At 63.3% G+C, this 20711-nt stretch carries 17 protein-coding genes; 7 read left to right on the top strand and 10 right to left on the bottom strand.

What is annotated here, in order from left to right; genetic code table 11:
- Window positions 1-136: 136 nt before the first annotated feature.
- From pabB to J2T55_RS12370, 3 genes are read right to left on the bottom strand one after another with little or no spacing between them, the layout of a single operon-like run.
- The gene (gene pabB, locus J2T55_RS12380; protein WP_259057497.1) at window positions 137-1525 is read right to left on the bottom strand and encodes an aminodeoxychorismate synthase component I; all 1389 of its coding nucleotides are present in this window, start codon (window positions 1523-1525) and stop codon (window positions 137-139) included.
- Window positions 1522-2562: a hydantoinase/oxoprolinase family protein gene (locus tag J2T55_RS12375; RefSeq protein ID WP_259057495.1), complete on the bottom strand. Its 1041-nt coding sequence runs from the start codon at window positions 2560-2562 to the stop codon at window positions 1522-1524. Before J2T55_RS12375 ends, pabB begins: the two co-directional genes overlap by 4 nt.
- On the bottom strand, window positions 2559-3536 hold the full coding sequence (locus J2T55_RS12370; RefSeq protein WP_259057494.1) for an ATP-grasp domain-containing protein: 978 nt from the start codon (window positions 3534-3536) through the stop codon (window positions 2559-2561). Before J2T55_RS12370 ends, J2T55_RS12375 begins: the two co-directional genes overlap by 4 nt.
- Before the next feature lie 21 nt (window positions 3537-3557).
- On the opposite strand from J2T55_RS12370, the gene J2T55_RS12365 reads away from it, so the two are divergent.
- On the top strand, window positions 3558-4232 hold the full coding sequence (locus J2T55_RS12365) for a HisA/HisF-related TIM barrel protein (RefSeq protein ID WP_259057492.1): 675 nt from the start codon (window positions 3558-3560) through the stop codon (window positions 4230-4232).
- Between the two features lie 250 nt (window positions 4233-4482).
- Here J2T55_RS12365 and fae read toward each other — a convergent pair whose 3' ends face one another.
- The 7 genes from fae to J2T55_RS12330 form a co-directional block, all read right to left on the bottom strand.
- Window positions 4483-4995 (bottom strand): formaldehyde-activating enzyme, encoded by a 513-nt coding sequence (gene fae / locus J2T55_RS12360; RefSeq protein WP_259057477.1) that lies wholly within the window; start codon window positions 4993-4995, stop codon window positions 4483-4485.
- A gap of 133 nt (window positions 4996-5128) precedes the next feature.
- Window positions 5129-5992: a triphosphoribosyl-dephospho-CoA synthase gene (locus J2T55_RS12355; protein ID WP_259057474.1), complete on the bottom strand. Its 864-nt coding sequence runs from the start codon at window positions 5990-5992 to the stop codon at window positions 5129-5131.
- Window positions 5989-6927 (bottom strand): RimK family alpha-L-glutamate ligase, encoded by a 939-nt coding sequence (locus J2T55_RS12350; RefSeq protein WP_259057471.1) that lies wholly within the window; start codon window positions 6925-6927, stop codon window positions 5989-5991. Before J2T55_RS12350 ends, J2T55_RS12355 begins: the two co-directional genes overlap by 4 nt.
- Before the next feature lie 7 nt (window positions 6928-6934).
- Window positions 6935-7912, bottom strand: coding sequence for a methenyltetrahydromethanopterin cyclohydrolase (gene mch, locus J2T55_RS12345; RefSeq protein WP_259057468.1), 978 nt, complete (start codon window positions 7910-7912; stop codon window positions 6935-6937).
- Window positions 7913-7938: 26 nt separating this feature from the next.
- Window positions 7939-9087 carry an ATP-grasp domain-containing protein gene (locus J2T55_RS12340; protein ID WP_259057465.1) on the bottom strand — a complete coding sequence of 383 codons (1149 nt, stop codon included), beginning with the start codon at window positions 9085-9087 and terminating at the stop codon, window positions 7939-7941.
- A gap of 7 nt (window positions 9088-9094) precedes the next feature.
- A complete protein-coding gene (locus J2T55_RS12335) occupies window positions 9095-10012 on the bottom strand; it encodes an NAD(P)-dependent methylenetetrahydromethanopterin dehydrogenase (RefSeq protein WP_259057463.1) in 918 nt (305 codons plus the stop codon).
- Between the two features lie 49 nt (window positions 10013-10061).
- Window positions 10062-11078 (bottom strand): beta-ribofuranosylaminobenzene 5'-phosphate synthase family protein, encoded by a 1017-nt coding sequence (locus J2T55_RS12330; RefSeq protein ID WP_259057461.1) that lies wholly within the window; start codon window positions 11076-11078, stop codon window positions 10062-10064.
- Window positions 11079-11534: 456 nt separating this feature from the next.
- Between J2T55_RS12330 and J2T55_RS12325 the strand changes: the two genes are divergently transcribed.
- The 6 genes from J2T55_RS12325 to fdhF all read left to right on the top strand — a co-directional run bounded on the left by J2T55_RS12325 (window position 11535) and on the right by fdhF (window position 20673).
- Window positions 11535-12737, top strand: a complete 1203-nt coding sequence (locus J2T55_RS12325) for a formylmethanofuran dehydrogenase subunit B (protein ID WP_259057458.1) — start codon at window positions 11535-11537, stop codon at window positions 12735-12737.
- A 21-nt stretch (window positions 12738-12758) separates the two neighbouring features.
- Window positions 12759-14429, top strand: a complete 1671-nt coding sequence (locus J2T55_RS12320; RefSeq protein ID WP_259057456.1) for a formylmethanofuran dehydrogenase subunit A — start codon at window positions 12759-12761, stop codon at window positions 14427-14429.
- An 11-nt stretch (window positions 14430-14440) separates the two neighbouring features.
- The gene (gene fhcD / locus J2T55_RS12315; protein WP_259057453.1) at window positions 14441-15337 is read left to right on the top strand and encodes a formylmethanofuran--tetrahydromethanopterin N-formyltransferase; all 897 of its coding nucleotides are present in this window, start codon (window positions 14441-14443) and stop codon (window positions 15335-15337) included.
- The gene (locus J2T55_RS12310; protein ID WP_259057452.1) at window positions 15334-16158 is read left to right on the top strand and encodes a formylmethanofuran dehydrogenase subunit C; all 825 of its coding nucleotides are present in this window, start codon (window positions 15334-15336) and stop codon (window positions 16156-16158) included. Before fhcD ends, J2T55_RS12310 begins: the two co-directional genes overlap by 4 nt.
- Before the next feature lie 73 nt (window positions 16159-16231).
- Window positions 16232-17872: an NAD(P)H-dependent oxidoreductase subunit E gene (locus J2T55_RS12305; protein ID WP_259057507.1), complete on the top strand. Its 1641-nt coding sequence runs from the start codon at window positions 16232-16234 to the stop codon at window positions 17870-17872.
- Window positions 17872-20673: a formate dehydrogenase subunit alpha gene (fdhF, locus tag J2T55_RS12300; protein ID WP_259057450.1), complete on the top strand. Its 2802-nt coding sequence runs from the start codon at window positions 17872-17874 to the stop codon at window positions 20671-20673. The genes J2T55_RS12305 and fdhF overlap by 1 nt, the downstream gene beginning before the upstream one ends.
- The last annotated feature ends 38 nt before the right edge of the window (window positions 20674-20711 follow it).

Below are 20711 nucleotides of genomic sequence, written 5' to 3'. Positions count from 1 at the left end.
AGTCGGCATCTGTTAACATCATTCTGGGCATGGTCGCCTCAACTCACTGTTTTGTCGGAAAAACAATGATAACAGGCACCATGCCCATCCTTAATCACATCGCAAAGATCAACAGCCCCTAATCACCAGTCACTTTCTATTCCCCCGCGGCCTGCGGGTAATGATCGGTACCGAGCACCTTCAGCATGGCGGCGGCCTTGTCGAAGCTTTCCTGGTATTCGCTTTCGCGGGTCGAGTCGTTGACGATGCCGCCGCCGGCCCAGCAGTGCATGCGATCGTTGTACTGCACCAGCGTGCGGATGGCGATATTGGTGTCCATGTCGCCGTCGAAACCGATGTAACCCAGCGAGCCGCAGTAGATGCTGCGCCGGTGCGGTTCCAGTTCCTCGATGATCTCCATGGCGCGGACCTTGGGTGCGCCGGTGATCGAGCCGCCGGGGAAACAGCCGCGCAGCAGGTCCAGTGCGTGCCTGCCGTCAGCCAGCGTGCCGGTAACGGTGCTGACCAGGTGATGCACTGTGGCGAAGCTTTCCAGTGCGAACAGTTTCGGCACCGAGACCGATCCCATGCGGCAGTTCTTGCCGATGTCGTTGCGCAGCAGGTCAACGATCATGACGTTCTCGGCGCGATCCTTCTCGCTGTGGATGAGCTGGTCGGCGACCGCGAGATCCTCATAGCCCTTGGTGCCGCGGGCACGCGTGCCCTTGATCGGCTTGGTCTCGACGCGGTCGTCCTCGAGCTTGAGGAAACGTTCGGGCGAGGAACTCAGCACCGCGCCTTCCGGCAGGCGCATGAAACCGGCGTACGGCGCCGGGTTGATGCTGCGCAGGTTGAGATAGGCCAGCCACGGATCGCCACTGACGTCGACGCTGAAACGCTGTGCCAGGTTGACCTGGTAACAGTCGCCCTCGCGGATGTAGTGCTTGATGCGCTCGAAGGCGTCGGCATACTGCTGCTCGTCCATGTTCGCACGTATATCCGAAGTCACCGCAAACGGTGCCAGTTCGCTGGTAGCGCCCGGGCCGTTGAACAGGCTGCGCAGCGCATCGGCCTGGCCGGCGGTGCGCGGATCGCGGCATTCGGTCACCAGCCAGCTGCGGCGCTGGTGATGATCGATGACCACGGTCCAGTCGTAGATGCCGATCGCCATATCCGGCAAATCGATATCGTGCTCGGCGATCTGTGGCAGTGTCTCGATACGGCGACCGAGATCGTAGCCAAAGTAACCCAGCGCACCGCCGCAGAACGGCAGACCGGTATGGTTCGGGCTGCGCTCGCCCAGCGCGTCGCGCAGCAGTGCGAACGGGTCGGCTTCGCTGTCGCTGATCGCGCCGTCACTGGTCTCAATGCGCGTGATACCGCCGCGCGTAGTCAGCGTGCGCGTCGGCCGTGCGGCGAAGATATCGTAACGGCCGCGACTGATGTGCGGGTAGCCGCTGTCCAGCAACACCGCCCAGGGTTCATGGGCAAGGTGGCTGAACTGGATGGTGGGATCGGATTGGTAGGCGATTTCAATATGCTTCATGTCACATCCGCGTGCTTACACAGTCCGTCGGCCAGCGCAAACGCCGGCAGCATGTCGGTAGTCTGGTGTTGCTGATCGAGTCGATCGTTCATGGTTTCCAGCGCATCGTGATAGGGCCGCTCCGTGATGCACGCGATTGTCCTGACCAGGAAACGACCGCAGCCGGCACCGACCAGCGGCGCCTGCGCATCGAGACCGGCAGCGATCGCGACCCGCTCCAGTGCACGGACCAGGACATCCGTCTGCCGCTGGCCGAGGTGGTCCGCGAGTTCCAGCCAGACCGACATGTCGCAGTCCTGCATGTCGGTACCGGCCATGCGCGCCAGCCGCCGGGCGCTGGCCGCGACACTTTGGTCGCCGCCGTCGGCGGTCGGGTGCTGATCGGCGTCCGCCGGCAACTGTTCGAGCAATCGGTAAACGTCCGCCATGACCGCGAATGTCTCGGCCGCCAGGTGCTGATCGACGCCGGCCACCGGCGCGTACTGCGCCACGGCCATCACCGGCGTGCGCACAACGCCGCTGTACACCAGTTCATCATACTGCATGCGCTGGCGGTCGGTATAACCCCGGCTGGCCGGCTGACCGGCGCGGATCGGAATGATGTCGGTGGTCGTGCTGCCGATATCCAGCAGCAGCGCATCCTGATAATACCGGCCCAGCCACGCCGCACTGGCATGCCAGTTGGCCGAGGCAACCCCGGCTGGCTGCACGCGCGCCGCGGCCGGTTCGAGCAACCCGGCGGTGCTGTAGATGCGGATGTCCGTACCGAGCCGTTCGACAGCCGCATCGACCAGGGCGCATACCCCGCTGGCGCGATCCGGAAAGCAGTCGGCCAATTCCCCGGTCATGGTCACGGCATGTTCGCGCGAGTCGGCGGGTAATGTTTCCAGCGCCGTGGTGAAGGCCTGTACCAGCGTATCGAGCCCCTGCCACAACGGTGCCGGCAGCTGCTGCAACCGCACCACCCGACCCCGGTCATCCAGCGCGACCATCTTCAGATGCGCGCCGCCGATGTCCCAGCCGATATGGTGCGTCACAGCCAGACCTCTACCGGCCGTGCCTGTGCCAGTGAAAAAGCCGGCAGCTGTCCGTCGACGGCCAGATCGAGCAGCCACTCGGCCGGGTTGTGCTGCAGGGACTGGTGCAGGCCGCAGTAGGCCGTGGTCAGGCGCGGGTTGATCTCAAGCACCGTAAATGCGCCATCGGTGAAGATGCCGTCGACGCCGACCCAGCCCCAGAGACCCGGTATGGCGGCCGCGATTGCGTCTGCCAGGGCCTGCAGAGCGTCGAGCTGTTGCCGTGTCAGGTCCGGCAACAGGCCGTTCACATTGACGCCGCGTAACTGACAATGCTCCTGATCCAGGTCGACGTATTGCTCGTTGACGGCCAGCAGGCGCGCGCGACCGCCGGTGCAAAGCAGGCTGAGACTCGCCGGGCAGCCAGCGATGAACGGCTGCAGCAGATCCGCGCCACCGAGATTGTCCGGCGGCACCGGCAGGCGGCGGCAACCCTCGCCGCCAACGCCGTCATCCGGCTTGATCACCCAGTCCTGCGCCGGCCGCGAATGCGCGTCGGCCGGATCGACGACGGGCACCACTGCGATACCCTGACCGGCCAGCGTCGCCAGTGTCCGGCGCTTGCCGCTGGCCAGCTCGACCGCCGCGGTATCGCTGGCCAGCAGCTGAACGCTTTTGCCTGTAATCAGTTCGGTCATGCGCTGCAGTATGCCGCTGGATTCCGGCGCCACCGGCAGCACGACGTCGACGCTGTCGCAGCTGCGCTTCAGGCTCTGCAGAAAATCCAGCGCCACCGGCAGGCTGGTCACCTTGTCGCCGCTGATCAGTTCCAGGCGTGCATCGCGCAGCACGTCGATGTGCGTGACGCGGTCGCACGCGGCCAGGTCATTGACCAGCGACTGCAGCATGAGCTCGCCCTCCCGCGCCAGTGTCGGTGGCAGGGGTTCATTCAGCATGCCGCCGCCAGTGATAAACTCGCAGATTAAAAGACGCATGTACTGCCACTTGCCTGAATAATGAAGATCATTCCCGTTATCGATATCCGCGCCGGTCAGGTTGTGGCCGCGCGCGCCGGCCAGCGCGCCGGCTATCAGCCGCTGCGCTCACCGCTCGCCGAGAGCAGCGAGCCGCTCGCGGTCATCACCGGACTGCGTGCATTGTATCGCTTCGATACGATCTACGTCGCCGATCTCGATGCCATTCAGGGGCACAACCCGCAGTACGCGTTGATCGAACACCTGCTCGAACAGCTGTCGGACTGCGCGTTCTGGGTGGATGCCGGGCGTATCGACAATATCCCGGTCCTGGACAACAAGCGCCTGCGTCCCGTCATCGGCACGGAAAACCTGGCCACCGGCGAGACACAGAAACAGCTGGCGCAATGGCCGCGGGCGATCCTGTCGCTGGATTTTATGAATGAAACCGCGATCGGTGACCGCGACATACACGAACACGGCGAGCAATGGCCCGCGGACGTCATTGTCATGACGCTGGACCAGGTCGGGCTGAACCGGGGCCCGGACTATGAGCGGCTGCAGCAGCTGCAACGACAGGCACCGGACCGGCACCTGTACGCCGCCGGCGGCGTGCGCGACGATACCGATCTGCAACGGCTCGACGATATGGGCATTCACGGCGCGCTGGTGTCCAGCGCCCTGCACCGGCAGACAATCCGGGCCTGTCGTCGCTGAAGCGGTCGACCCCCTCTATACGAGGCCCGACCGCGGGCGAACAAAAAACCGGTTATGGCGCGGCATTCAAACCTTGCTTCGCGGCGTGGTCGCCGCCCCCACCAATTAACCAATTACCAGTCACCAGAAGACTTTCCGACCGCACAAAAAGAAATACCCCGGCGAACCGGGGTATTTCAGTACTAGTATTTCAGTACTACTTGAACAGAAACGGATTCAGACCGAAGTCTGAAGCCGATCAGCTTACCGCTTATGAATGGGCGGCAAACGGATGGTCGGCGGAACCGCGCTTCTGCAGGACTTCGGCAGCCTTCGGCTCACGAGCGATAGCACGCTTGATCGAGAGCTTGGTGGCTTCGTAGTTGTAGTCCTGGATCTTGTTGTTGTCTTCGGCCAGCCAGTGGATGAAAACGCCAACGGTGATGAACGCATCATCAGCTTCGTCAGCCGGGATGGTGCCGTCTTCAACGCAGTCCATCACAGCCATGGCAACACCGCGCTGGGCCGGACCGAACATCTGGACGGCCTGGGTAGCGCCCTTGATGGTGACCTTGTTGTACATGATGGTGTTCGGCTTGCACGGCAGGTTCGGTGCAATCACGGCCAGCAGGGTGCTGAAACCATCTTTGTTGTTGGTCAGGGCGTTGCAGAACGCGTTCTCAGCGGCGCTGCCACGCGGGCCGATGAGCAGGTCGATATGGGCAACTTCGTTACCGTCGCCGACCAGGGCCTCGCCAGTGAGTACTCGATCAATCTTTGCCATCTGTGCTTCTCCTTTTAAAAAGCTAACTATTTTATTCAAGATAGACATTGCTGCCTTCCTTATTGCTGAGTGCGACCGGGGAACTCCCCGAGTGTGTTTTGATTCAGGGAACTACAACCCCGGATCGCGAACTTTATTGTTCGGTCAGACGCTCTTCCAACTCGCTGACCAGTAAACACGTCACTGACAAATCCGCGCTCGTCCCTGGATTTATGGCCTCTGCCTTGAGCTGAGCATCGAATTCGAGCAGTTCTGACGCGGCCTCTTCCGGATTTCTGTAACTCAAAAAACTGGTCAAGATCTTGTCGCCCTGCTGCCGCACGTCGCGGGCGACCGACTCCCCATACTTGCGCGTGATGTGGGAATCGCTGAATTGTGTCAAAAACGAAAGATAACATGCAACAAGCGACCATTCTACACTGTGCCAGCGTTCTTTGCAGTCGCGCAGCACATTTAATGGTTCAGCAAAGATATCAGCATAGTCGCTGGCATATTGCCGCGCCACCCGGTCGCGATGCTGCGCCGCACACATCGCGGTGATGACCGAGACGTCGGCCGCCTTGTTGACGTCATGCTGCTCCGTCTCGCCGAGGCCGCCCGGCGCTGCCAGCCGGATCGCGGCAAAGAAATGCCCGGCGTCGGCGAACTCGTCCAGCGACCGCAACACGTCCCGCACGCGTGCCTGCAACGACCCCTGCCCCGGCCGCTGTACCGCCAGCACCAGCGGCAGTGCCAGCAGCAGCATGCCGAGGTTGGTGTTGCAGCCCACCGCGGCGCGGGTTGCCGCCACCGCATCATGGAGCCGCTCGCCCGGCGAACGGTCGCTGCGCAACAGGCACGGCACGCTGACCTCGGCACTGCGCTCGAAATCCGCCGCCGTCATGTCGTGGCCGGCGGCATACGCATGGACATTGCCGGGCTTGAGGGCGCGGATGTCCATGACAAACGCGGTATGCAGCGACTGCTCGACAGCCGCCGCGGACAGGCGATCCTTCACGACGAGATAACCGCCAGGTCCGGTTTCGGCAGCCGCGCCAGGAGGCTGTCGATCAGCCGCGGCGCCATGTCCATGCCGGTTGCCTGCTTGAGTCCATACCAGGCTGGAATACCATTGACTTCAATAAGATAAAGGTTGTTATTAATGTCGGTTATAAGATCGACACCGGCGTAGTCGGCACCGACGGCGCGGGCCGCATCCACGGCCAGGCGCGTCAGTTCGGGCGTCAGCGGCAACGCCTCGCAGCGTGCGCCCTGGGCGCGGTTGGTGATCCAGTGCTCGCCGCGCCGGGTCATGGCCGCGACCGCCGCGCCGTCGATGACGAACACGCGAATGTCCGACCAGTCGTTCGGCATGCGCTCGACAAAGCGTTGCAGGTAGTAGGCGCCACCGCAGAACTCGCCGTGGGCGCTGACCGAACTGGTCGCATCGAACAGTTGCAGACCCTCGCCCTGCGAGCCGAACAGCGGCTTGCCGACCACCCGGTGACCGGCGGCCAGTTCGCGCCGGATGATGCTGCGTGCCTGGCCGGTCGACTCGCAGATCCAAGTCGGCGGCGTCGGCAGGCCGGCACGGGTCAGCAGCAGGGTCGTCAGACCCTTGTCGACGGTGCGTTCGATGACCCGCGGGCCATTCATGACCGGCACGCCCAGCCATTCCAGTGCGTGCAGGATATTCAATCGCAGGATAACCTGCTCGAGACTGCCCCCCGGCACACCGCGAACGAACACCGCCGCCGGGGCCCGGCGGGCGAAGCCCGGCACCACGACATCCAGGGGCACACGGCCGGGTTCCAGCCGGCAGTCGGCCAGCGACACGAAGTGCCCGCTGTAGCCGCGCGCGGCCAGCGCCTGGACGAGGCCGCGGCCGTGCCAACCCGGATCGTCGGTGAAGATCGCAACCCGGCGGTTGGCCGGCGGCAGCTCCGTGGTCATGGTGGCGTCAGCCGAACGAGCGATCCAGCAACGGCTCGTCGAGGCTGCCGGCATGATAGGACTTGCCGGACTTCATCACCGAGACGGTCACGCGCGCCGGACTGAACAGCATCGGATCGATCTGGTAGAAGTCGTAGTTGACCGCCTTGAAGATCTCGCCGAACGGCTTGCCGTAGTCCTTCGACGCGCTGCTCGGCAGCTGCTCGGCCAGCTGTTTGGCATCGTCGTCATCGGCGTCGACAAACAGCTGCACCTGGCCGGCGAACAGGATGGCGTCGTTGGTGCGGCTCATGGCGGTGAGGAAATCGCCGGACGGCGGGCACAGCGGCGCGCTGCCGGCACCGTCGACGATTTTCTCCAGCGGGAATTCAAGCGCATGGGCCTTGTGCAAAGCCGTTTCCAGCACCCGGCCGACGACCTGTACGCAGCCGGCGAGACTGCTGGTCGGAGTTAGAATCAACGTTAATTTGTCTGCCTTAATACCGCACATTTCGGCAATTTTATCCACCAGCTCTACCGGCGGCAGCTGGTCGACCTCCATCACCAGGCAGGCGCTGTCGCCACTGTCGCGATAGCCCAGTTCCTTGAACAGGTCCTCCTTGCTGCCCATGGCACGGCCGGGGCCGGAACCCAGGCCGAAAAACGCGCTCTTGCCCTCGCCGTGCGACAGCGCCCAGCCGGCGTACTGGCTGCCGAGACAGGCCAGCACCGGCTCGGTGGAATACACGTCGAGGTTCCAGGCCCAGCGCTTGAAGCTGCTCGACGCGCGCAGGCTGACACTGCCCAGACCCCCCATGCAGATCTCGGCGATCAGGCGGCCGGCCTCAAGCCCGCCGCGGGCCTCGATGCCGGCGTCGATGACACGTGTGCCGTTGTCCATGGTACTGACGCCGAGGCGCAGGAGATCGGCGTCGTCGACGAGTGCGTCGACCAGCGGGGCGGTGAGCTGGTTCACGCTCGGGCGGTTTTCTGGCTTGTCAGTCATGCCTTGGCTTCCTTAGTAATGTATTTTTAATCAGTAATTTGTGAATTATTTTTAATGCTTTTAATCAATTTATCTCGGCGCGCGTACAGCGCCTGTTCACAGGCCGCCGGTGTCGCCGCGCGGGCGAACACCGTACACAGCGGCGTGCCCGCCTGCAGCCGGCTGGCGGCCGGTGGCCGATCCGCGCTCCAGTCCGGCCAGGCGATGTCGCCGGGCACCGCGACCGCGTCTCCGCTGTAGACGACCAGCTTGCCGGGACAGTCGCCCGCTGCCGGCCAGTCAGTCGGCAAACGGCCGTCGCAGGCCGCCAGATGAGCGGCGACCAGGCTGCCACCCTGCTCGTGCAGTTCGAAGCTCGCCGGCGGTCGCGGGTTCACCTCCAGCAGGACAAACGCACCGCTCGACTCGTCGACCAGCAGATCGACACCACACAAACCGCGCAGACCGGTTGCGGCGACCAGCCTGCTCACCGCCGCGGCAATGGCTGCGGTCAGGGACGCCGGCCAGGGCGCCGCGATCGCACCGGCGAAGCGGTAATCGTCGGCATCGCCGGTCTGCGCTGCTGCCTGCAGACAATGATTGTAGCCAACCAGCCGCGCGCCGTGACCGCCGGCCAGAAAGACTACCGACGCCGGCCGGCCGCTGCAGCGGCGCTGCAGGTACTCGTCTGTACCCAGGCCGCCAGCGGGCTGCCAGCCGCGGACGTGTCCGCCGCCGTCAGCCCCGGTCTGCTTGACCAGCCAGTCCGTCGCCGGCCCCTGGGCGGCGTCTGCATCAGTCACGATCGCCGGGTGCGGAATGGCGAGCTCATCCAGCAATGCCGCCAGCTTACGGGGCTGCTTGAGCGCCGCCAGCATCGCGGCGCTGTTGGCCGCTACCGGTGCGTATTCGGTCAGCCAGTCGACCAGCGCCGGCTGCGCCTCAATGCCACCGCCGACGATAATATTGGCATCGCCGGCCCGGTCATGCCATTCAGCCAGCAACGGCGCGAGCACGGCCGGTGTCAGCTGTGCCGCGACCCGGCAGAAGTCACTCAGCGCCCGGGTGTCGGCGTCGGCAAACTGGTCGATGACGTCGCAGGAGTAACCGGCACGCCGTGCCGACGCCGCCAGCGCCCGGCCCGATCGTGCAATGATCAGCAATCTTCGGGGCGGGCGGGCGGACGTCCCGCTCATTGCCGGCTTACTTGGTCTTGGCCTCGGCGGCGAACTCGCGGGCTGCCTCGAAGGCCTTCTCGTGGTCCAGGTACAGCGGCTTGTCGGCCTGCTTCATCAGCTCGAACATGCGGTAGTGTACCTTGTACTTGATGTTGCCGACGCCCAGCGCGCCGATACCGAGCGCCTTGTTGGGCGTGAAGTCGAGCTCCTTGCCCATGTCGTGCACGCCGACACCTTCCAGGCCCAGCGGCGGCACGGCGTTGACGTCGGCGGCCACCTGCAGGCGCGGTGCATCCCCCATCAGTTTCTTCGACAGCACCTGCAGACCGGCCTTGGCCGAACCGATGACCACGTCGCATTCCTGCAGGTATTTCTTGTGGTCCTCGTCACTGGCGCCATCGGCACCGCGCATATCGACGTCGTAGCGCTTGTTGTACTCGTTGGCGATGTGCTGGGCCGCCTCGGCGCCGCGATGGCTGACCAGGTAGACGTTGGCGCCGCAGTTGGCCGCCAGAATGCCGGCACAGATACCGACCGGACCGGTACCACCGATAATATGAATGTTCTTGTCCTTCAACGCCTCGCCGGTCTTGCGCTTGAACTGGACTTCAACGGCGGCGACCAGCGCGGCTGCGGTGGTAATGGCGCCGCTCGGATCGGCGAACACCGAGACCTCGAACGGCGGCACCATGGCCGACCTCGCCCGGTTCAGCATGTCCATGGCCAGACCGAACTCGCGGCCACCAATGAAAATGCCGGTGCGCTTCACGCCGGTCGGGCCGCGCGAGAAAATCGTGTCCTGGGTCAGGTCGTGAACTTCTTCCAGGGTCACTTCGCTGTAGGGGATTACGCCGTCGAACTCGGCCTCATAGGCCATGTTCACATCGAACGGGCTGACATTTTTGGTTGGATTGAATACGTGTAGCAGGTACGGGTCTTTCATCGGATTTCCGTCTTTGATTGTCGCGTGTGAATGAATTCGGTTGCGCCGCTCACAGCCCCTGCAGGCGGCGGCTGGCCGCGGCGGCGTCCGGCTGGATCTCGGCCGGCGCGTTGCGGCCGCGGCAGATGCGGATGTCCAGGCCATCCGGCAAACGCTCCGCATCGCGTAACCCGCGCAACGCCTGGTGCGCCTGGGTCTCGCTGGGGAATACGGCGAAGCCGGTCGGCCCCCAGGAACTCTGGCCGATACCCGTGGCGCCGGCGGCGCGTAACTGTTCGGCCGCGGCGGCGACCCTGTCGCTGTAAAAAACGCCACCCTGTACCGGCGCGAAGTAGTCGCCGATGTACTGCTGGATACGGCTGATGCCGTCGCCAAAACGAGCACAATCGGCCTCGGCAATGGCCGGCAGAACCTGCATCAAGACCAGCCAGCTGATGCGATCCGCCACTTCCGGCTGCATTGGCGGCAGGTTCTCGAACGCGGCCCGCTCCGGCGGCCCGCTGAGCCCCGCGCAGTCCGGATCGAACATCAGCACCAGCCGCCAGGCCTCGGGAAAATGCAGCCGGCTGACCACCGGTGGCACCAGCGTGTCGTCGCCACGACCGGCATCGACGATGAAGCCGCCGTGGCTGAAACTGCCGATACCGATGCCGGAACGGCTGCCGCGATCGAGGATGGCGGCGACCTGTTCCGGGGCCGCCGGCAGGTCATACAGGCGTGCCACTGCCACGCCGACCGCCAGGGCCAGCTGGGTGCCGGAACCAAGTCCGGCGTGTTCGGGAATGGTGTGCTTGATGGTCAACTGCACACCCCGATCGATGCCATGGTGCGTCAGCAGCTGACGGGCATAGTCGGCAGCGCGGGCGGCGGCCGGGCCGCTGACCTCGACGCTGTCGTGCGGGCTGGCGTTGAGCTCGATGCCTAGATCCTCGATGCCCAGACCGAGACTGCCGAAGCGCCGGCCGCGAGCGCCATTCAAGTCGACAAACCCCAGGTGCAGCCGGGCCGGCGCCATGACGCTGATCGCATCATGCTGACTCATTTTATAGGGTCTGGAATCGCTCACGCTAAACTCTGGTTCCGCGGATAAATCTGTTATTGGAGCCGGAATTCCGGCGCCCGCCGGGGTCAGTCCCGCATTGTATGCGTTCTTGAGTGTTCATGGTAACACTGCGGGCACGTTTTTTCCCCGCCTTGGCCGGCTGTTGGCTGTTTCGTAAACAGGGCCAATCTGTTCACTCTGGGTTGCCAGTAACAGCGTTTCCAAAACGGGTTTTCCATCGCATTCATTGGCCTAACACGGTATCATGCACAACGCTGATGCATTTGATGTATAAGCTGATTTTTTGCGGTGCATGATAAAAATCATGGCCGCCGTGGTGGCCGCGCCAGTCGTGCGCCGAGTTTAACCCGATAGAATTATAAAATGTCTGCTGCAAACGCCCGAAGCGAAACAAGCCCGCTCCAGAATGCCCGATTCGAGGGCGTTACCTGCCCTTTCTGCCCGTTATTGTGCGATGACATGATCATTGAGCGAAGCCAGGGCAAGCTCAAAGTCATTGACGCATGCTGCCCGCGCGCCAAGAGTGTAATTGAACAGACGCCGCCGGAACTGCAGCCGCGGGTCAACGGCAAGGCCGCATCGCTGGACGAGGCGATCGCTGCCGCTGCCGGCCATCTAAAAAAAGCCGAGCGACCGCTGCTGGCCGGACTCGGCACCGATGTCGACGGCATGCGCGCGGCCGTCCATCTCGCCGAAGCCAGTCACGGCATTCTCGATCACATGCACGGCCGCGCCATCAGCAACAACATGCGCGTGCTGCAATCACGCGGCTGGATGACCACTTCGCTGACCGAGCTTCGCAACCGCGCCGACCTGGTCGTTTTCGTCGGAACCGACGCGCGCCAGTTTCAGCGTTTCTACGAACGCGCCATCTGGCCGGCCGAGACGATGTTCGCGCCAAAGCCGGCGCAACGCCAGCTGGTCTACCTCGGCAACGGCCTGAAGGCCCCCACCAGCGGCGCGCCGAAAGGCATCAAGAGTAGCCAGCTGAAGTGCCCGCCGGAACAGCTCGGCGAACTTGCCGGCGCGGTCAACGCCGTGTTGCTGGGACAGCCACTGAATAACAGGGTCGCCAGCATCAAGCCGGACGCCATTGAAAAGCTGGCCGAACAACTGAAGAACGCGAAGTACAGCGTCATCGTCTGGGCGCCGGGCGAATTGCCCGACGACACCGCCGAACATACCATCGAATCGATCTGCAACCTGGTCGAGACACTGAACGAAACCACGCGCAGCTCCGGCTTCATTCTCGGCGGCGGCGACGGTGCCACGACCGCGACCAGCGTCAGCGCCTGGCTCACCGGCTATCCGCTGCGTGTCAGCTTCGCCCGCGGCTATGCCGAATACGATCCGGTTGCCAACGATACGCAGACCCTGCTGGATGACCGCTCGGTCGACGCCATGCTGTGGCTGTCGACCCTGGCCAGCGAACGTAAAGTCCCGGCCGGCGAACGCAAGTTGCCGACGATCGTCATCGCCGACTCCGAGCAATGCCTGGAAAGTGAACCGGATGTGTTCATTCCGGCCGGCATTCCGGGCGTCGATCACATCGGTACCCTGATACGTGCCGACAGCGTCGTGTCACTGCCGCTTAAACAGGTACGTGACATCGGCCGGACGCGGGCCGCCGACATTCTCCAGGCCATCCATGCCCGACTCTAACCGCCAGCACGCTTTATCGTCATGTTAATCAAACTCGCATCCGCAACAGTTTACGATCCGGTCAACGGCGTCAACGCCGAGGTCCGCGACATCTACATCCGCGATGGCCGCATCATCAGTCAGCCCGGTGCCGATGAAACCATCGACGAACACTACGATCTGAAAGGCTATGCCGTAATGGCCGGTGCCATCGATATCCATACGCATATCGGCGGCGGCAAGCTCAACCTGGCGCGCATGCTGCTGCCGGAAGACCATCGTGACGATCCCGTGCCGGCGACCCGGCTGACGCATTCCGGCTGCGGCCATGCCGTACCGGCGACGCCCACTGCCGGCTACCGTTACGCCGAACTCGGCTACACCGCCTGCTTCGAACCGGCAATGCTGCCGTCGAACGCACGCCAGACGCACCTGGAACTGGCCGACACGCCGATGGTCGACAAGGGCGCCTACGCCCTGCTCGGCAGCGACGACTACCTGCTGCGCATGCTGAAAAGCGGCAAGGAACAGGAAGCGATCAACGACTATGTTGCCTGGACCCTGCAGGCCACGCAGTCGCTGGCGATCAAGGTCGTCAATCCCGGCGGCATCAATGCCTTCAAGTTCAACCAGCGGCAGATGGACATCGATGAGCCGAACAGTCATTACGGCGTCACGCCGCGGCAGATACTCACCGCATTGAGCCGTGCCGTGCACGAGCTCGGTGTTACCCATCCGCTGCATGTTCATGGCTGCAACCTGGGCGTGCCCGGCAACGTCGACACGACCCTGAGCACGATCAACGGCAGCGACGGCCTGCCGCTACATCTGACGCATATCCAGTTCCACAGCTATGGCACCGAGGGCGATCGCGCGTTTTCCTCGGGTGCGGCGCAGATCGCCGAGGCGGTCAACCGCAACAAGAACGTCTCCATCGACGTCGGCCAGATTATGTTCGGCCAGACCGTCACCGCCTCCGGCGACACCATGAAGCAGCACGCCGCGCACAAACACGCCTCGCCGAACAAGTGGATCGCAATGGACATCGAGTGCGACGCCGGCTGTGGCGTCGTGCCGTTCAAGTACAAGGACAAGAATTTCGTCAACGCCCTGCAGTGGGCGATCGGTCTGGAGCTGTTTCTCATGGTCGACGATCCATGGCGCATCTTCCTGACCACCGATCACCCCAACGGCGCACCGTTTACCACCTACCCGCACCTGATCCGTCTGTTGATGGACAAGTCGTTCCGCGACGAACAGCTCAAGCGCATCCATCCGGATGCCGCAGCATTGAGCACGGTCGGCAGCCTGTCACGCGAATACTCGCTGTATGAAATCGCCATCATGACGCGCGCGGCACCGGCGAAGAGCCTCGGTCTGCAGGACTACGGTCACCTGGCCCCCGGTGCGGTGGCCGACATCACCGTGTACAAGCCGCACAGGAATGCCGAGACGATGTTCGAAAAGCCGGAATACGTGTTCAAGGACGGCCGCCTGATCGTCAAGCGCGGCAAGGTGGTACGTGTCGTCGCCGGCGGTACGCACACGGTGCGGCCGGAATACGACAGCGGCGTCGAAAAAGATCTCAAGCGTTACTTCGATCGTTATCACACCATGCAGCTCGACAATTTCCGTGTTGCCGACAGTGAAATTACTGACACCGGCATCAACCGCCTGATCGTGCAGCCGACCCGCGCGAGGACCCGTTCGTAATGGATAAGGGCATGAAGATCAACGGCGTTCACATCGACGATACCTTTGCCGAGGCCTTCCCGATGAAGGTCGTGCGCCTCATCATCACGGCGCACAACATGGACTGGGCGTACAACGCCGCCAACGCCGCCACCGGCTTCGCCACCTCGGTGATTGCCTGCGGTTGCGAGGCGGGCATTGAGCGCGAACTCAAGCCGAAGGAAACACCCGACGGTCGGCCCGGCATTGCCATCCTGCTGTTCACCATGGGCGGCAAGGACATGACCAAGCAAATCCAGAACCGCGTCGGCCAGTGCGTGCTGACCTGCCCGACCAGCGCCTGCTTTGCCGGCATGGACGACGGCGAGAAGGTGCCGCTGGGCAAGAACCTGCGCTTCTTCGGCGACGGCTGGCAGATTTCCAAGCGCTTCGGCGGCCAGCGTTACTGGCGCGTACCGGTGATGGACGGCGAATTCCTGTGCCAGGAAAGCGCCTGGATGAACAAGGGCATCGGCGGCGGCAACTTCCTGGTGCTGGCGGAAACCCAGGCGCAGGCGCTGGCCGCCTGCGAAAAGGCCATCAAGGCGATGCGCAAGGTGCCCGAGGTGATCATGCCGTTCCCCGGCGGCGTGGTGCGTTCCGGCTCCAAGGTCGGCTCGCAGTACAAGTCGCTGCCGGCCTCGACCAACGACGCCTACTGCCCGACGCTCAAAGGCCAGGTGAAATCCAACCTCGGCCCCGAGATCGGTTCGGTGATGGAAATCGTCATCGACGGCGTGACCGAGGCGGCGATCAAGGAGGCCACCCGGGTCGGTGTCGAGGCCGCCTGCTCGCTGGGCCGCAAGCGCGGCATCCACCGCATCAGCGCCGGCAACTACGGCGGCAACCTCGGCCCGTTCCATTTCAAACTGCGGGAGATCTGCCGATGAGCAAACTGACGCTGACACTGCAGACGCCCGTCAGCGGCCGGCTCGACTGCAGCCCGCTGATCCCGGACAACCTGCTCGGAAAAACCCAGGCCGAGATCGGCAAGATCAAACTCAACGCCGGCAGCCACAACGTGTCCGTGAACAAGCTGTTCAAGGTCGAGGGCTCGCCGAAAAGCGCCGACGAAGTCGTGCTGCGCGGTCTCAAGGGCCAGGCTGACAACGTCGGCGCGGCGATGACCGGCGGCACGCTGACGGTCCATGGCACGGCCGGCGATTTTATCGGTCTGAACATGCAGGGCGGGACGCTGATCGCACGTGGCGGCGTCGGCCGCTGGGCCGGTCGCGGCATGCGCGACGGTTTCCTGGAAATCCATGGCGACGCCGGTGACTATCTGGCCTCGGCCTTTCCCGGCGATACCCAGGGGCTGCGCGACGGCATCATCCACGTGCGCGGCAATGCCGGCAGCCGTATCGGCGAGCGCATGCGTCGCGGCATTGTCATCATTGACGGTGATGCCGGCGACTACTGCGGCGCGAAGATGCTCGCCGGCACGATCATCGCCTGCGGCGAGCTCGGCCGTTTCACCGGCCAGGGCATGAAGCGCGGCACAATTATTCTGCTGGAAGAACCGGAAACGATGGCGGCAACCTTTAATGATTGCGGTTATTACGAACCGGCCTTCCTGTCTCTGTTATACCGGCATCTGACAAACATGAGCCGGCACTTGAAAGACCTGTCCGACTGGCCTGCAACCGTGAAGCGGATCGCCGGTGACACCGCCGTTGGCGGCAAAGGTGAAATTCTGATACTGCAAGCCTGATAACGACTACGGATTACCAAGAGTGAGCAACGTTGCCGAATTACCCAAAGTAAAGAAAAACAAGCGCGGTCACATGAAAGGCCGGCAAGTGGATGGCCAGGCCCTGGCCGAGGTACAGGCGCTGCTGGGCGATGACCCGCGGCAGCGCGATCTGCTGATCGAATACCTGCACCGCATCCAGGACACCTACCAGCACATTTCCGCCGAGCACATGGTCGCGCTCGCCCATGAAATGAAACTGGCGATGACCGAGGTCTACGAGGTCGCCACCTTTTACCATCACTTCGACGTCATCAAGGATGACGACACCCCGCCCCCGGCACTGACCGTTCGCGTCTGCGAATCCGTCACCTGCGAGATGTACGGCTGTGACAGCCTGGTTGACGATCTGCAGAAGCAGCACGGTTCCGACGTACGTATCCAGCGCGTACCCTGTGTTGGCCGCTGCTACGAAGCACCGGTGGCGGTTGTCGGCCGCAACCAGATCGGTCACGCGACCAAGGACAACGTCAAGACCGCAGTCGATGCCGGCGCAATCATGCCACCGGAAGTCGACGGCGTGATCCATTACGACGGGTACCGTGCGGACGGCGGTTACCAGACCCTGGCCGCCTGCGTGAACGGCGAGCGCGATGTCGAGGAAGTCGTCACAACACTCGAGGACGCCAAACTGCGCGGCCTCGGCGGTGCCGGTTTCCCGGCCGGCCGCAAGTGGCGCGCGCTGCGCCAGGAGCCGGAGCCGCGCTACGTGGCCATCAACATCGACGAGGGCGAACCCGGTACCTTCAAGGATCGCTATTACCTGGAACGCGACCCGCACCGTTTCCTCGAGGGCACGCTGATTGGTGCCTGGGCGGTCAACGCGCCCGATGTCTACCTTTATTTGCGTGACGAGTACGCCGCCGCCGAGCGCATCCTGCACAAGACGGTTGCCGATCTCGAGGCCAATCCGCCCTGCAAGTTACCGCGGATTCATATCCGCCGCGGCGCCGGCGCCTACATCTGCGGCGAGGAGTCGGCGATGATCGAATCGATCGAGGGCAAGCGCGGCATGCCGCGCTTGCGCCCGCCGCTGGTCGCCCAGGTCGGTATCTTCGGCCAGCCGACGCTGGAGCAAAACCTTGAGACCATGCACTGGGTCCGCGACGTGCTGGAGAAGGGACCGGAATGGTTCGCTTCCCAGGGCCGCAACGGCCGCCAGGGCATGCGCTCGTTTTCCGTCAGCGGCCGGGTGAAAAAACCCGGTGTGCACCTGGCACCCGCCGGCATCACCCTGCGTGAGCTAATCGATGAATACTGCGACGGCATGGAAGACGGCCACGAACTCTATGGCTATTTTCCCGGCGGTGCCTCGGGCGGCATCCTGCCGGCCTCGAAGGCCGACGTGCCGCTCGACTTCGATACGCTGCAGGACGTCGACAAGAGCTGTTTTATCGGCTCGGCCGCTATTATCGTGCTGTCCGACAAGGACAGCGCCCGCCAGACAGCGCTGAACGCGATGCGCTTTTTCTCGCATGAATCCTGTGGCCAGTGCACCCCCTGCCGGGTTGGCACGGCCAAAGCCGTGAAGCTGATGGAGAAAGATCACTGGGATACACCGCTGCTGGAAGAACTGGCTACAGCCATGGTCGATGCCTCGATTTGCGGCCTCGGCCAGGCGGCACCGAACCCGCTGCGCTGTGCCATCAAGTATTTCCCGGAGGAGTTCAAGTAATGGCTGCGAATCCCGACACCATTCCCGAAACAAAGGTTCAGTTCGAACTCAACGGTCGCACGATCGAGGCGCTGGAAGGCGAAACGATCCTGCAGGCCGCCAAGCGCGCCGGCGTTGAAATTCCGCACCTGTGCTACAAGGACGGCTACCGTGAGGTCGGTAACTGCCGTTCCTGCATGGTGGAAATCGAGGGCGAGCGCATCCTGGCGCCGTCCTGTTGCCGCCAGCCGAAGCCGGACATGAAGGTCAAAAGCGATAATGAACGCGCCCTGCTGTCGCAGAAGATGGTGCTGGAACTGCTGCTGGCCGATATGCCCGACCAGGGCGAGTCGCCCTACGCGCAGAATTCCGAGCTCGACTACTGGGTGAAGAAACTTGGCGTCGGCAAACCGCGCTTCGAGCAGCGCCACGAGCCGACCCCCGATCTCACCAACGCCGCCATCGCCGTCAATCTCGACGCCTGCATTCAGTGCACGCGGTGCGTGCGTGCCTGTCGCGAGGAACAGGTCAACGACGTCATCGGCTACGCCTTCCGCGGCGAGGAATCGAAGATTGTCTTCGACCTCGACGACCCGATGGGCGACAGCACCTGCGTGACCTGCGGCGAATGCGTACAGGCCTGCCCTACCGGCGCACTGATGCCGGCCAACGGCGTCGGCAAGATTGAACCGGACAAGCAGGTCGAGTCGGTCTGCCCGTACTGCGGTGTCGGCTGCCTGCTGACCTACAACGTCAAGGACAACCAGATCCTCTACGCCAACGGTCGCAACGGTCCGTCAAATCAAAGCCGCCTGTGCGTCAAGGGCCGCTACGGCTTTGACTACGTACACCACGCCGACCGGCTGACCAAACCGCTCATCCGTCGTGAAGGCAAGCCCAAGACCACGGAGATCCTAAGCCAGGACCAGCTCGACGAGTATTTCCGCGAGGCCACCTGGGACGAGGCACTGACCTTCGCCGCCGCCGGCCTGAAGAAGATCCGCGACGATATCGGCCCGCAGGCGCTGGCCGGTTTCGGTTCAGCCAAGGGCAGCAACGAGGAGGCCTACCTGTTCCAGAAACTGGTACGCACCGGTTTCCACACGAACAACGTCGACCACTGCACGCGCCTGTGCCACGCTTCGTCGGTTGCCGCCATGCTGGAAACGATCGGTTCCGGCTCGGTCTCGAACCAGGTGAAGGACGTTGCCGAAGCCGAGGTCATGATCATCATCGGCGCACGGCCGACGGTCAATCACCCGGTCGCGGCGACGTTCATGAAGAACGCGGCCCAGAATGGCAAGAAACTGATCGTCATGGACCCGTACCGGTCCGAGATCGCCCGCCATGCGACCTACTCCTTGCAGTTTAATGCCGATACCGACGTGCCGCTGCTGAACGCGATGATGTACACGATCATCGAGGAAGGCCTGCAGAACGACGACTACATTCGTAACTATACCGAGGGTTACGAGGAACTGAAACAGAACGTGATGGACTATCCACCGGAGAAGGTGGCGCCGATCACCGGCATTCCGGCCGAAACCATTCGCGAAGTCGCACGCACGTATGCCACGGCCAAGGGATCGATGATCTTCTGGGGCATGGGTATCTCGCAGCACGTGCACGGTACCGACAACGCCCGCTGCCTGATCGCACTGGCATTGCTCACCGGCCAGGTCGGCCGGCCCGGTACCGGCCTGCACCCCCTGCGCGGCCAGAACAACGTCCAGGGCGCTTCCGACGTCGGCCTGATCCCGATGGTCTACCCGGACTACCAGAAGGTCGACGACCCGGAAGTCCAGGCCAAGTTCGAGAAGCTCTGGAACACCAAGCTGGATCCGAAACCCGGCCTGACCGTGGTAGAAATCATGACCGCCGTCCATGAAGGCAAGCTCAATGGCATGTACATCATGGGTGAAAATCCGGCCATGTCGGATCCCAACCTGAGCCACGCCCGCCAGGCCCTGGCCGATCTGGACCACCTCGTCGTCCAGGATATCTTCTTCACCGAAACCGCCGGTTTCGCCGACGTGATACTGCCGGCCTCGGCCTTCCCGGAAAAGACCGGCACGTTCACCAACACCGACCGCCGCGTACAGCTGGGCCGCCAGGCCATCGACCCGCCGGGCGATGCCCGTCAGGACCTGTGGATCATCCAGCAGCTGGCGAACCACCTGGGGCTCGACTGGACGTACGAGTCAGTCAGCGATGTCTTCGAGGAAATGCGCCTGGCCACGCCGAGTATCGCCGGCATGACCTGGGAGCGTCTGAACGCCGAAGACAGCCTGACCTACCCGCTGGAAAAGGAGGGCGACCCCGGCAGTCCGGTCATCTTCCAGGACGGTTTCCCGACCAAGAGCGAGCGCGCCCGTTTCGTGCCCGCCGGCTATGTCCACGCTGCGGAAATGCCGGATCCGGAGTTCCCGTTCATCTTCACCACGGGTCGACAGCTGGAACACTGGCATACCGGCAGCATGACCCGGCACGCCACGGTGCTCGACGCCATCGAGCCGGAAGCCGTGGCCAACATCCACCCCGAAGACATGAAGGCACTGGATATCAAGCCGGGCAGCAACGTGGTCATCGAGTCACGCCGTGGCCAGGTCACCGCCAAGGCCCGTGCCGATGCCGGCATGGCACGTAAGTCGGTGTTCATGGCGTTCTGCTATAACGAGGCAGCCGCCAATCTGCTGACCAACGAGGCCCTGGATCCATTCGGCAAGATTCCGGAGTTCAAGTACTGTGCCATCCGCATACGTCCGGAAACCCATGGCGACGCCGGGCAACACAGCCGTAGTGAAGCAGTCGGTGCCGCCTGATGACCCATCGGTATGCCCTACCCGTGGCGTGACATAAA

Source organism: Methylohalomonas lacus, from assembly GCF_024808875.1.
Taxonomy (GTDB): Bacteria; Pseudomonadota; Gammaproteobacteria; order Methylohalomonadales; family Methylohalomonadaceae; genus Methylohalomonas; species Methylohalomonas lacus.
The sequence above is the reverse complement of the archived record's forward strand: the minus strand, read 5'-3'. Positions and strand labels throughout refer to the sequence as shown.